We start from the raw sequence: 10691 nt of genomic DNA on the forward strand, positions 1-10691 counted from the left end.
CGCCGCGGTCTTGCCACTTCGCCACGGCCGCGTCATTCGCGGCCGTGGCGTGCCCTCAGTGCCAGGCGCGAGGTGACTCGGACGCCACCGGCTGGGCCGCGGCCACCCCCACCGAGTGGGGTTCGGGCGTGCCCGCGGGCTCGACGCGGGCCGGTGGCATGGCCTCGGCGCCAGTGGTGCGATATCGGTCCCAGGCCCGCTTGGCGAGGCCCGCGGTGACGGCGAGGAAAAGCAGCTTGCGCAACATGGTGGACTCCCGATGGAACAACGGATCGTCCAAGGTTAGGCGCCCGGGCCACGCAACGGCATCGGGCACGCGCGCACCCGGGCGTAGGCAGCGCCCTACGGCGCGCGCTCGGTGACGGCCGCGCGTGCGGGCAGCCGCGACACCAGGTACTCCGACAAGCGCACGTTCTGACTCGTCGCCACGTTGAAGCGGATGTGCGGGTCGTTTTTGGCGCCGTCCGCCCGGAAGTTGCCTCCGGGCGCCAGCACGATCTGCTGGCCATAGGCGGTCTTCACGAGCGCCTGCACGTCAACGCCGTCGGGCAGCCGCCCCCACAGGAAGATGCCCGCGTCGCCCATCGCGTCGAACTCGATGCCCGCCTGGCGCAGGCTGCGTGCCGCGGCCACCCGGGCCGTGCCAATCCGCTGCTGCATGCGTTCGGTGTGTTTTCGGAAGCGGCCGGTGGACAGCAGTTCGAGCAGCACCAGTTCGTTCAGCGTGGGGGTGGTCAGCACCGAATAGATCTTCTGGCGCAGCAGCACCTTCAAGAGCGCCGGTGCCGCGGCGATGTGCCCCATGCGCAGCGCCGGGCTCAGCACCTTGCAGAAGCTCGAGTAATAGATGACCCCCTCGAGGCCCGACAGCTGCGCGAGCCGAGTGGGCTGGCCGGGGTGGAAGTGCCCGTGCACGTCGTCCTCGGCGATCAGCACGCCGTGGCGTTCGGCCGTCTGCAGCACCCGGTGCAGGTTCGCGGGTGTGCTGCTCCACCCCGTCGGGTTGTGCAACACGGGCTGCAGGAACATCAGTTTCGGGTGGTGTTCGGCACAGGCGGTCTCCAGCTCGGCGAGGTCCACCCCGTCGGCCCGGCGCGTGACCGGCACCGTTCGAACGCCCGCCTGCCGCAGGCGTTCGAACAGCAGGAAATAGCCCGGGTCCTCGACGATCACCGCGTCGCCCGGCTTCAGGAAGGATCGGGCGATCAGGTCGATGGCATGGGTGCTGCCGTAGGTGGTCATCACACGGCTCGCGTCTACCCCGATGCCCTGGGAACGCATCTGCATGGCAAGCCGCTCGCGGAGTGCACTCATGCCTTGCGGCGGGCAGCGCGATGCCATGCCGAGGCCGCTGTGGCTCAGCGCCCGCTGCACGATCGACGTGGGAATGGCGTCTTCCAGCCAGGCCATGGGCAGCGCACCGCCACTCGCCTGCAGGATGCCCGGCCGCAGGTCATTCGCCTGCTGGGCGAGCCACACGGGTTCGTGGGCTTCACCCGCTTCGAGCGGCGCGGCGTCGATCACGGCGCCCGCCGCCTCGGCGACGAAATAACCCGCCGTGCCCCGGGAGAATACGAGGCCGTCGGCCACGAGCCGGTCGTACGCGGCCACCACCGTGTTCGGGCTCACCTGCAGTTGCAACGCCAGCTGGCGGATGGAGGTGAGCCGGGCGCCAGGCAGCAGCCGGCGTTCGGAGATCATCGCCCGCAGGCGGATGTCGATCTGCTCGGACAGGGGGACGGTGGAATCGCGATCGAGCGCAAACATGGGCCCCATTGTGGCGGATCAGCGCGGGGGCAGCCCGTGGCGTTCGAGTTGCTTGAGGCGGTCCTCGAGGTCCTCGAGGTTGACGGCCTCGGCCAGGAACCGATCCTCGTCGGAACGGCCGAGCTGGCCGCGCAGTGCGTTGAACCAGGCTACCGCCGGACGCCAGTACCGGGCCGGCAACGTAGCGGTGGGAGCGAAGGGGGTCTTGAGCGTGTCCATGGGTTGAACGATAGGGCCGGACGCCTCGCCGTCCAAGGCACAAGCCCCGGCGATACAGCGTGGTGCTGTATCAGTGCCACCGACCACACAGCGGCGTTATGCTTCGAGCCCAGGGGCCCCCGCGGCCCCGGTCGACTGGAGGTCCGCGATGAATTTCCGGCACATCCTCGTGGCGCTCGGCGACGACCCGCCGGCGGCGGCGCGCGTGCACCTGGCCGCCCGGCTGGCGATCGCCCACGGGGCACACCTGACCGGCATCGCGCCCACGGGCCACCTGGTGATCGCCGACAACAGCGCCTCCGCTGCCTTCGCCATCGACGCCGCCGACCACGCACTGGCCAACGCCTGGCAATGTGCCGACGACCGCGCCCGGCGCTTCCGGCACACCGCGCTGGCCGAAGGGGTGGTGTCGGTCGACGCCCAAGCCGCGGAAGGCGACGCCGCGACGGTGCTGCTGCACCACGCAGTGTGCAGCGACCTCATGGTGGTGAGCTCGCCCGAACCCTCCAGCATGGCCTGGCGCAGCGGCATCCACTTCGTCGAGGACGTGCTGGCACGCAACCCGAAACCCACGCTCGTGGTACCCGGCGAAGGCCGCTTCGAACATGCCGGCCGGCGCATCCTGCTCGCGTGGGACGACAGCCCCGCCGCCGTGCGCGCCGCCATGGACGCCCTGCCCGCGCTGCGCCAGGCGGAGCAGGTGATGTTGTGCGCATGGCGCCGGACCACCGAAGGGCCGGACAACGGGGTGGGCCTGCGCCTCGCCGAGGTGGCCGGCTGGCTGCAGCGGCACGGGGTGCACACCGAAACCCGGATCTCGCGCACGCGCAGCGCCATCGGCGACGCCCTGCTGTCCGACGCCCTGGCCCTCGGCGTGGACCTCATCGTGATGGGCACGTATGGCCACGCCCGCTGGGTGGAGCGCCTGACCGGCGGTGTCACCCACACCGCGCTGCGCCACGCGCCGGTGCCGCTGCTGATGTCGCACTGAACGCGCCCGGGCAAGGTGTGCGGCAAGTGTTGCAGCCGGGGTGAGCTTCTGCCGGTTTGCCGCCATCTGTCCGGCTGTGCCGCCCGGCACGATCCCTGCTAAACCGGCGCATCGCAGCATGCGGCCCCGCGCCGGATTCACCATGATCCATCCTTCCGCGCCCCTCTCCGGCCACCGGCCCCGCCACAAGGTGCTCGTGGTCGACGACCACGCCGATGCCGCCGACTCCCTCGTGCTGCTGCTCGAACAGCTCGGCTGTGAAACGTCGGTGGCCTACACCGCCCTCGAAGCGGTGCGCCAGGCCACCACGTTCCTGCCCGCGCTCGTGCTGCTCGACCTGCACATGCCGCAGATCAGCGGCCTCGACGCGGCGCGGGCCATCCGCTCGTGCCGCCTCGAATCGAAACCGGTGCTCGTGGCCGTCTCGGCGGACACGCGCCAGCACATGTTGCAAGCGTCACTTGACGCCGGCTTCGACTTCCACCTCAGCAAGCCCACCCCCGCGGGCCAGATCGAGCGCATGTTGCGCGAGACCCTCGAACACGCTTGACAGCCCGGCGGCGCCCTTCGCCATACATGCGCCGCGCTGCAACAGCCTCGTCAACCACTGGTTCGCAGACGTTGCCGAGGCCCGTGCGTGCCTCGCGGCCGCACCAGGCCACGTGCTGCTGCCGTACCGGCGGCAGTTCGTCGTGGTGAGCCGGCACTACCTCGACGAACTGGGCGTGCCCGCCGACCTGCCGGACTGGCCGGCCACCGGCCACGACCTCGTGGCCGCATACGCCAGCCCGCCCTGGTTGCGGCTGTGTGCCATGCGCCTGCGCGCGCCGCTGGCCACCTGGTTCGCCACGGCCGCCTGATTCCTTCTTCGCCTGCAGCGGGCCACCTGACCCGGCGCCGGCCGTTCGGCACAATGGCGGCCCAGCACCACACGGCCCCGACATGAACGCCTCCCACCCGACGGACACGCCCGGCTTTGCCGGGCGCATCCCCGTGAGCCAGACGGGGGGCGAGGTCCAGCTGTTCGCCATGCTCGGGTTCTCGATACTCGCCGCCGCCCCGTTTTTTGCCGGGGCCGTGTGGTGCATGGACGACAACGCCACCGGCTGGCGGGCCGGGCTGCTGGTGGCCGGAGGGCTGGTGATGATCGTGCTCGCCGTCGTGGCGATGTTGGCCGGGTTCGTCGGCTGGATGGTGGTCGAGGCCTGGTGGCAGCGGTGGCGCGGCCACCCCGAGCCGTTCAACCAGACCACGGCGGTCGACATCGGCCCGCACGGGTTGTCGGTCGAAGGCCTCGGCCACGCCAGCTGGCGTGACGTGCTGGCCATCGAAGGTGTGCCCGACAGCGACAGCCACCTAATCGTGCATACCCGGCCGTTCGGCAAGCTGCTGCTACAAGCGCCGGTCGACGTGCTGGCGCCCGTGTTCGATCGCCACCTCGCGCGACCGCCGACCGCTGATGGCAACGAGCCGGCGCTGCGGGCGATCGTGTTCCACTGGCCCGGATTTCTCGCGTGGATCTGGGCCGGGTATGCGCTCGCCGCCGGGGTCGCGGTGGCCATGCTCATCGGCAACCCCGGGGCCGGCACCTTCAAGACGCTGGTGGCGCTCGGCCTGCTGACACCGCTCACGGCATGGCTCGTGTGGTGGATCCCGTTCGGCCAGCTGGGCGCGTTTTCCGCGAAACGTGTGCGCGCCTTCGAACTCGGCGGCACAGTGCTGCGTTGCACGGACGGCCACTGGACCGTGGATCTGCGACAGCACCCCGCCACCCACCACCACGTGCGGGGCCTCGGCTACGAGATCGAATTCCTGACGCTGCGGCCACGCGAGGGCGGCCGGTTCGACCTGGTCCTGGGTGCGGACCCGTCGCACCACGCCCTCCTCGCCACGCTGGACGAGCGGGGGCTGTTGACCGGCCACGAACGCCGGCCCGTCATCGACTGACCGGTGCCCCCGTCAGGGGCACCGGTAGGCGCGCCCCTCGGCCGAGATGCTGAGATAACTCATGCGCCGTTCACCCGGCACCACGTGTGTCGCGCCCAGTTCGCGCGCGGCCGACAGCACGGCCTCCGCCGCTCGCTGCAGGTCCGCGGCCGGCGACCCGCTGTCGCGCAAGGTCACCCGCTGCACTTCAGCGACGAAGGTGCAGCCCTGCACCGTGTCGGCGGTGACGGACTGAACCAGCGCCCCTGGCGTGGCCACGCAACCCGCCACGGCCAGCAGCAGCGAGGCGTTCAGCGCGCGCACCGGTACGCCTCCGCGATGGCCGATGCGGGGTCATTGCGCCGGCAATGGTGGAACAATCGGCTGCCCCGGCCCGGCGCACGCGAGGCGCGCGGCAAGCCGGCGAAACCTTGACCTTGCAAGCCAGTCATGGGCAAGGAATGACATTGAAACCCGCTGTACAAGAAACGGCCATCGACATGAACGCACAAGAACGCGCTGGGTTGCTCGACGCCCTGAAGTCTCGGTTCGAGAAGAACATGCATCGCCACGAAGGGATCGCATGGGCTGCTGTGGCGGCGCGGCTTGAACGCCATCCGGAGGCGCTGAAGCCGCTGGGCCTGATGGAAGCCACGGGCGGCGAGCCCGACGTGGTGGGCCATGACCAGGAGGCCGGCCACATCGTGTTCTGCGATTGCGCGCCGGAGAGCCCGGTGGGTCGTCGAAGCCTCTGCTACGACACCGCGGCGCTGGACGCGAGGAAAGAGAACAAGCCGCAGGGCAGTGCGATGGATGTGGCCGGCGAGATGGGCATCCACCTCCTGACCGAGGACCAGTACCGGGCGCTGCAGAAGCTCGGCGAGTTCGACACGAAGACCTCGAGCTGGGTGGCCTCGCCACCGGACGTTCGATCGCTGGGTGGCGCGCTCTTCTGCGATCGCCGCTACGGCCGCGTGTTCGTGTATCACAACGGGGCCCAGTCGTACTATGCCAGCAGGGGCTTCCGCGGCTCGCTTGCCGTGTGAGATGCCATGGCTGGCCTGTGTTCGCATCGCCCTCGCCGGTCAATCGAAGATGTCACTCAACCATGACTTCTTGCGATAGCCGCCGCTTCGATCGTGCTTGCCGAAATCGGAATCGCGGAAATCCCGGGGGGCGCTTCTGCCCGCGGGGCTCCGGGGCACGTCCACCGGCACCTCTTGGCGGCCCGACAGCTGAATGAGCTTGTCGAGTTCGCCCCGGTCGAGCCAGACGCCGCGACAGTTGGGACAGTAGTCGATCTCGACACCTTGCCTGTCGGACATGAGAAGGGTCGCTTCGGGGCACACCGGGCACTTCATTTGTACACTCCTTGAGGTTGAGTCGAGACATCGGCGTACGAGCCTCCGACGGGTGATGTGAGTCGAGGGGGAGCGGAGAGTTCCGGTGAATGCGGCCGGTTTTGCTGCGCGCCATCGATCGCTGCCCTTTAACGTCACGCCCAAGGCAATGCACTGAAATGCCGCATACCCACCTTCATCACGCCCTTCGGCTCGAATTCGGCGCAGACAGCCTGGCCTCGATCAACCTCTCGGGCGCAGCGTTCAGCGGCGATTGGTTGTGGCTGGTCGGAGACGAGTCTGCCGCCGTGGAACTGCTTCAGCGTCGAGAGCCTGTCGGCGGCGAAATCCTTCGCTATGTCCAGACGCACTCGTTCCCGTTGTCCACCGTGCTGGATCTCGCGGGCGGGCCGGATGACGAAGCCGACCTGGAAGGCATGGCCGTTTGCGATGGCTGGCTGTGGCTCGTCGGCTCCCACGGGCTGAAGCGCAAGAACGCAAAAGCGGAGAAGGACGACATCGCCAACGCGAAGCGGCTGACCCGGATCGAACTGGACGGCAACCGGCGCCTCCTCGCGCGCGTTCCTATCGAGACGGGCAGCGATGGCACCCCGCGCCTTGTTCGCGAGGCCGCCGATGGGCGCCACGCGCTGCGCCTGAAAGGTGGTGTTGAACGCAATGCGTTGATGGATCTCCTTGCGGACGATCCCCACGTCGCACCGTTCCTGGCCATACCCGGCAAGGACAATGGCTTCGACATCGAGGGACTCGCCGTCGACGGCCATCGGCTCCTGCTGGGCCTGCGCGGCCCCGTGCTGCGGGGGTGGACGTTGTTGCTCGAGATTGCCGTCGAACCGCAGGGCCAGTGGTTGCGCCTGGCCCCGCTGGACGATGAAGGCACCCTGCTGAAGAAGCACTTCCTGCAACTCGGCGGCTTAGGCGTGCGCGACCTCCATTTCGACGGCGGCGACTTGTTCATCCTGGCGGGCCCGACGATGGTGCTGGACGGGGACATCAGGCTGTTTCGCTGGACCGACGCTCGCCGCACGCTGAAGAACAACCGGCAGGCCGTGCGGTTCGAGCATGGGTTCGTCGATCCGGTCGACCTTCCCCACACACCCGGACATGATCGCGCCGAGGCATTCTGCGAAGTGCCGGCCGGGCTTGCGCCCGGCCTGTCCAACTGGCTGGTGCTATACGATGCGCCCGGGTCGCAGCGCCGTCCTGCCGAGCATGTGGTGCTTGGCGATCTCCTGCGCCGTGATTGACCCAGGACTGAACCGCAGCACGCTGCAGGAGCAGGATCAGACGGGCTTCGGGGTCGCCTGGCTGGAGGCCTCCGGCGCCTCGCCCAGGCGCGCGGCCAGGAAATCGAGGAAGCTGCTCAATCAGTCAGGAGACTGGACCGGCGCAAGGGCAGCAAGGAAACGCCGCTGAAGTGTGTCGCTGGAGGCCAACTCGTCGCGCAGCGACTTGGCGATCTCGACGTGTACAAATGGAAGTTTGCGTTCGCGGCAGGCACGCGCTTCGACATTCCTCAACGCACCGAGCATGTTGATCTCCTCGGGAAAGACGCGCACGCCATCATGTACGACTTGGCGCAAGGCGCCGATGTCAATTCGCCCATTCGTTCCTGACGAGCTGACGATCACGGATGCCTGCGGCGCTTTCTCGTCCCTGAATCCGTGCAGCTGAAGCGTGGCGCCCCCGTCGGCAATGAGCGCCTCGTGCGCTGCGAGAAAGAACGTTGGCGTTGCGTTGGCAGCGTCAGAGGGGGAGACGACACCGGGAGCGGGACTGGTGCCGACGCCATCTTGCATCAAGGCGCGATTCCTGTGGACGGTGTTGATGAGCAGTGCCCGCGCGTCGAGTACTTCAAGAGCGCGGATACCCAAGTCCATCGTGCCGCGATCGAAGAACACGTGAGGCGTCTCGAGGAGTAACGAGGGGCCGTCCCCAAGCCGAAAGATGACCGCGCCCGCGCCCCTTCTGTGATCTGGATGCTCATGCGCAATCCAGTACCTGGAAGAGAACGGCTCCAAGACAAAACCTTCGGGTGGCGTTGCGGTAGGGTGCTGCCCGCTTCCAGCTGCGGTTGCCGTATCGGAAATCCATGTTCGGTATGCCTGCACCTCTTCCGGCATGGGTGGAACATAGTTGACCGCTGTCTTCCCACCATCACAGAACGCGGCACACCGGGCTCGCAACTGCGCAAAAGGAAAAGGCTGAATCCCCGAGACGCTTGTCCCGTGCGTGTCATTGTCAGCCGCACCCATGCGTGACGACAGACGGGTTCGCGGTGCCATGACAGCTTTCGCAGCCGCCGGCTCCATCGGAGGCCTCGACCTCAGTGGAGACAGGGCGGAGGAATCAGCTTGCTGTGTCGCCGACGGCGAGTGAGTCGCGCGCGACGGGTTGCCGGACAAACTCGGAACTTGTGAACTGCCGTCGCTGAGCGGCCGGGCCTCCCGCCCGCTCAACGCCTTGCTCGGAAAACACCCCATCTGTCGTCTCCATTTATGCAGTGTCGCGGTGTGGTGAATTGCGGCACGAGCCGCAAGTTCATGGACTCGCTCTCTCTCTGGTCAAGGCGGCGTCGGTTCGACCTTCGGGTCCTCGATCAACACGCCGGCCGGGGGGCCTCTTTTCGGGACGGTCAGTTGGGCTCCGGTCGGAGCCCTTCCACGATATAGACCCGGGACTTGGCGGACCGGTGGCGGATGGGCTGAATCGCGCGGTAGGCCGGAGAGTCGTACCACCCCTGCGCCTGTTCGAAACTCGGGAAGGCGATGATCACCACGCGCTTGGTCGCGTCGCCTTCAAGAGACTTGGCTTGTCCGCCGCGCACCACGTATCTCCCACCGAATGGCGTGAACGTCGACTCGACGGCCGCGCTGTACGGCTTGATGCCCTCGGCGTCGGTCAGTTCGAATTCGGAGATGTAGTACGCCGGAGCGGTGGCCGTCGGTGACGGCTGCGGGTGCGCGACTCGCATCGGCACGACCAGCGCGGCGAAGGCCGCAATCCACAGTGTTCCCTTGGGCTTCATCGGATTCCTCTACCCGGGCATTCAGCGGGGTTTGGTGGCCACGATCAGCACGGTCGCCTCCACGAGCTTGCGTCCGGTGATCATCGGCTGGGTGACTTCCAGGTATTTCTTGAAGTGCGGCGTTTCGCGGTGCAACAGATAGGCGTTCTCATCGGCATAGATTTCGATGAAACGGATCTGATGGGGGGCATCCTTCAGGGCCATCGCGTAGATCGCACCGACCCCCGGCTCGACGCGAATCGAAGCCTCGATCTCTTCAGACACCGCCGCCTTGTAGGCGTCGAGTCGGGCTGGATCGATCTCCAGATCGGCCGTGCGAACGACCGGGTTCGGCGGCAGCGACGACTTCGTGCCCAGCAGCACGGGCACCGTGTCGAACAGCGCGCGGGCAGTCGTCATCGCTTCGGTCGTGGCGCGGAACTGCTGGAAGTGCGGCGTGCGCCGATGTTCCTCATAGGCCGCCGCATCCACATACATCTCGAAGACGCGGATCTTCGCGGGGTTGCCATTTTCTGCAATCACATGCAACGCGAGTACGCCGGGCTCGTGCCGCAGAGAGGCCTCGGCATGCCCGATTGCCGCGCGCTTGAATGCGTCGAACTGGGCCGGATCGATTTGAAGGTCCGCGAGACGCACGAATGGCATGCGCTTCTCCTGGGCCGGCGAGGCGGGATGGAAGAACAAGCCGAGCATCAGCGCGCCCAGCGGAAGGAGTGTGTGGAGCTTCATTGCCATGCGTGACGTCGATGCCAGGGATTCTGTGACGCGCGGCAGCCTCGTGGATAGAGCGATGCAATCGAAACCTTGCCTGATCCTCCTGCGTCTGCAGTCTCTGTGCTGGCAACGCTCGCCCAGCGCATCGCCACTTGGACGGTCGGCGTCGAACAGTTCAAGACCGGCGTCAATTTCAAGAGAAGGCCGGGGTTATCATCCTGCGCACCCATGAGCCCGTCGCGCGAGAAGTCCCCTCCCCTCGACCAGTCCCGCCTGGCCCACACGCTGGGCTACGCCATCGCACGGGCGGCCGTCACCACGAACCAGCTGTTCAGCCAAGGGGTGGGTGAGCCGTTGGTCGTGCGGCCGGTGGAGTTCACGCTGCTGCAGTTGATCTTCTCCAACCGCAACACCACGCAGAAGCGCCTGTGCGATCTGCTGCGGGTGCCGGCGCCGCAGATGACGCTGATCCTCGACCGCCTGCAGGAGCGCGGCTGGGTTGTGCGCGAACGTGACGCCAACGACCGCCGCGCGCTGCACCTGCAACTCACGCCCGACGGCGAGCGCCTCGCCGAGCAAAGCCTCGCGGCGTTGCGGGAGGCCGAGCAAGCGCTCGACCGTTCCCTGACCGAGGGCGAACGACTGCTGCTGCAGGAGCTGCTGGCCAAGGTCGCGCGCTGAGCGC

General features: G+C 67.7%; 15 protein-coding genes. 7 read left to right on the forward strand and 8 right to left on the reverse strand.

The features are described from left to right. Positions 1-55 precede the first annotated feature (55 nt). The 3 genes from ASC87_RS25115 to ASC87_RS25125 form a co-directional block, all read right to left on the reverse strand. A complete protein-coding gene (locus ASC87_RS25115) occupies positions 56-247 on the reverse strand; it encodes a hypothetical protein (RefSeq protein WP_056669313.1) in 192 nt (63 codons plus the stop codon). A gap of 95 nt (positions 248-342) precedes the next feature. Further along, complete coding sequence (locus ASC87_RS25120; RefSeq protein ID WP_056669569.1) at positions 343-1767, reverse strand: PLP-dependent aminotransferase family protein; 1425 nt, start codon at positions 1765-1767, stop codon at positions 343-345. 18 nt (positions 1768-1785) lie between these two features. Next, entirely contained in the window at positions 1786-1986 is a 201-nt protein-coding gene (locus ASC87_RS25125) for a hypothetical protein (RefSeq protein WP_056669314.1), read from the reverse strand. Positions 1987-2134: 148 nt separating this feature from the next. On the opposite strand from ASC87_RS25125, the gene ASC87_RS25130 reads away from it, so the two are divergent. From ASC87_RS25130 to ASC87_RS25145, 4 genes are all read left to right on the forward strand, one after another. Then, positions 2135-2977, forward strand: a complete 843-nt coding sequence (locus tag ASC87_RS25130; protein WP_056669316.1) for a universal stress protein — start codon at positions 2135-2137, stop codon at positions 2975-2977. A 142-nt stretch (positions 2978-3119) separates the two neighbouring features. Further along, positions 3120-3527, forward strand: coding sequence for a response regulator (locus ASC87_RS25135; protein WP_162255206.1), 408 nt, complete (start codon positions 3120-3122; stop codon positions 3525-3527). A 112-nt stretch (positions 3528-3639) separates the two neighbouring features. Then, on the forward strand, positions 3640-3837 hold the full coding sequence (locus tag ASC87_RS25140; protein WP_056669322.1) for a hypothetical protein: 198 nt from the start codon (positions 3640-3642) through the stop codon (positions 3835-3837). A gap of 82 nt (positions 3838-3919) precedes the next feature. Next, entirely contained in the window at positions 3920-4924 is a 1005-nt protein-coding gene (locus ASC87_RS25145; RefSeq protein ID WP_056669326.1) for a hypothetical protein, read from the forward strand. 12 nt (positions 4925-4936) lie between these two features. Here ASC87_RS25145 and ASC87_RS25150 read toward each other — a convergent pair whose 3' ends face one another. Continuing rightward, positions 4937-5227, reverse strand: coding sequence for a hypothetical protein (locus ASC87_RS25150; protein WP_056669329.1), 291 nt, complete (start codon positions 5225-5227; stop codon positions 4937-4939). A 176-nt stretch (positions 5228-5403) separates the two neighbouring features. Here ASC87_RS25150 and ASC87_RS25155 point away from each other — a divergent pair, with 176 nt between their 5' ends. After that, positions 5404-5949 carry a DUF4256 domain-containing protein gene (locus ASC87_RS25155; protein ID WP_056669333.1) on the forward strand — a complete coding sequence of 182 codons (546 nt, stop codon included), beginning with the start codon at positions 5404-5406 and terminating at the stop codon, positions 5947-5949. 39 nt (positions 5950-5988) lie between these two features. Here the strand turns inward: ASC87_RS25155 and ASC87_RS25160 are convergent, their stop codons facing one another. Beyond that, positions 5989-6264 (reverse strand): zf-TFIIB domain-containing protein, encoded by a 276-nt coding sequence (locus tag ASC87_RS25160; protein WP_056669336.1) that lies wholly within the window; start codon positions 6262-6264, stop codon positions 5989-5991. Between the two features lie 158 nt (positions 6265-6422). Between ASC87_RS25160 and ASC87_RS25165 the strand changes: the two genes are divergently transcribed. Beyond that, on the forward strand, positions 6423-7511 hold the full coding sequence (locus tag ASC87_RS25165) for a DUF3616 domain-containing protein (protein WP_056669339.1): 1089 nt from the start codon (positions 6423-6425) through the stop codon (positions 7509-7511). A gap of 120 nt (positions 7512-7631) precedes the next feature. Here ASC87_RS25165 and ASC87_RS25170 read toward each other — a convergent pair whose 3' ends face one another. From ASC87_RS25170 to ASC87_RS25180, 3 genes are all read right to left on the reverse strand, one after another. Further along, positions 7632-8165, reverse strand: a complete 534-nt coding sequence (locus ASC87_RS25170) for a hypothetical protein (RefSeq protein WP_157604346.1) — start codon at positions 8163-8165, stop codon at positions 7632-7634. Between the two features lie 734 nt (positions 8166-8899). After that, positions 8900-9292: a DUF1330 domain-containing protein gene (locus tag ASC87_RS25175; RefSeq protein ID WP_056669345.1), complete on the reverse strand. Its 393-nt coding sequence runs from the start codon at positions 9290-9292 to the stop codon at positions 8900-8902. Positions 9293-9313: 21 nt separating this feature from the next. After that, positions 9314-10027 carry a putative quinol monooxygenase gene (locus tag ASC87_RS25180; RefSeq protein ID WP_082568923.1) on the reverse strand — a complete coding sequence of 238 codons (714 nt, stop codon included), beginning with the start codon at positions 10025-10027 and terminating at the stop codon, positions 9314-9316. Positions 10028-10234: 207 nt separating this feature from the next. On the opposite strand from ASC87_RS25180, the gene ASC87_RS25185 reads away from it, so the two are divergent. Then, the gene (locus ASC87_RS25185) at positions 10235-10687 is read left to right on the forward strand and encodes a MarR family winged helix-turn-helix transcriptional regulator (protein WP_056669350.1); all 453 of its coding nucleotides are present in this window, start codon (positions 10235-10237) and stop codon (positions 10685-10687) included. The last annotated feature ends 4 nt before the right edge of the window (positions 10688-10691 follow it).

This window comes from Rhizobacter sp. Root1221 (assembly GCF_001425785.1).
Classification (GTDB): Bacteria; Pseudomonadota; Gammaproteobacteria; order Burkholderiales; family Burkholderiaceae_C; genus Rhizobacter.

What these genes read in the sequence shown, in the direction of transcription:
- ASC87_RS25180 (WP_082568923.1), bottom strand. Translation starts at nt 10,027, where the DNA reads ATGGCAATGAAGCTCCACACACTCCTTCCGCTGGGCGCGCTGATGCTC.
- ASC87_RS25120 (WP_056669569.1), bottom strand. Translation starts at nt 1,767, where the DNA reads ATGTTTGCGCTCGATCGCGATTCCACCGTCCCCCTGTCCGAGCAGATC.
- ASC87_RS25130 (WP_056669316.1), top strand. Translation starts at nt 2,135, where the DNA reads ATGAATTTCCGGCACATCCTCGTGGCGCTCGGCGACGACCCGCCGGCG.
- ASC87_RS25145 (WP_056669326.1), top strand. Translation starts at nt 3,920, where the DNA reads ATGAACGCCTCCCACCCGACGGACACGCCCGGCTTTGCCGGGCGCATC.
- ASC87_RS25165 (WP_056669339.1), top strand. Translation starts at nt 6,423, where the DNA reads ATGCCGCATACCCACCTTCATCACGCCCTTCGGCTCGAATTCGGCGCA.
- ASC87_RS25160 (WP_056669336.1), bottom strand. Translation starts at nt 6,264, where the DNA reads ATGAAGTGCCCGGTGTGCCCCGAAGCGACCCTTCTCATGTCCGACAGG.
- ASC87_RS25185 (WP_056669350.1), top strand. Translation starts at nt 10,235, where the DNA reads ATGAGCCCGTCGCGCGAGAAGTCCCCTCCCCTCGACCAGTCCCGCCTG.
- ASC87_RS25175 (WP_056669345.1), bottom strand. Translation starts at nt 9,292, where the DNA reads ATGAAGCCCAAGGGAACACTGTGGATTGCGGCCTTCGCCGCGCTGGTC.
- ASC87_RS25125 (WP_056669314.1), bottom strand. Translation starts at nt 1,986, where the DNA reads ATGGACACGCTCAAGACCCCCTTCGCTCCCACCGCTACGTTGCCGGCC.
- ASC87_RS25155 (WP_056669333.1), top strand. Translation starts at nt 5,404, where the DNA reads ATGAACGCACAAGAACGCGCTGGGTTGCTCGACGCCCTGAAGTCTCGG.
- ASC87_RS25135 (WP_162255206.1), top strand. Translation starts at nt 3,120, where the DNA reads ATGATCCATCCTTCCGCGCCCCTCTCCGGCCACCGGCCCCGCCACAAG.
- ASC87_RS25115 (WP_056669313.1), bottom strand. Translation starts at nt 247, where the DNA reads ATGTTGCGCAAGCTGCTTTTCCTCGCCGTCACCGCGGGCCTCGCCAAG.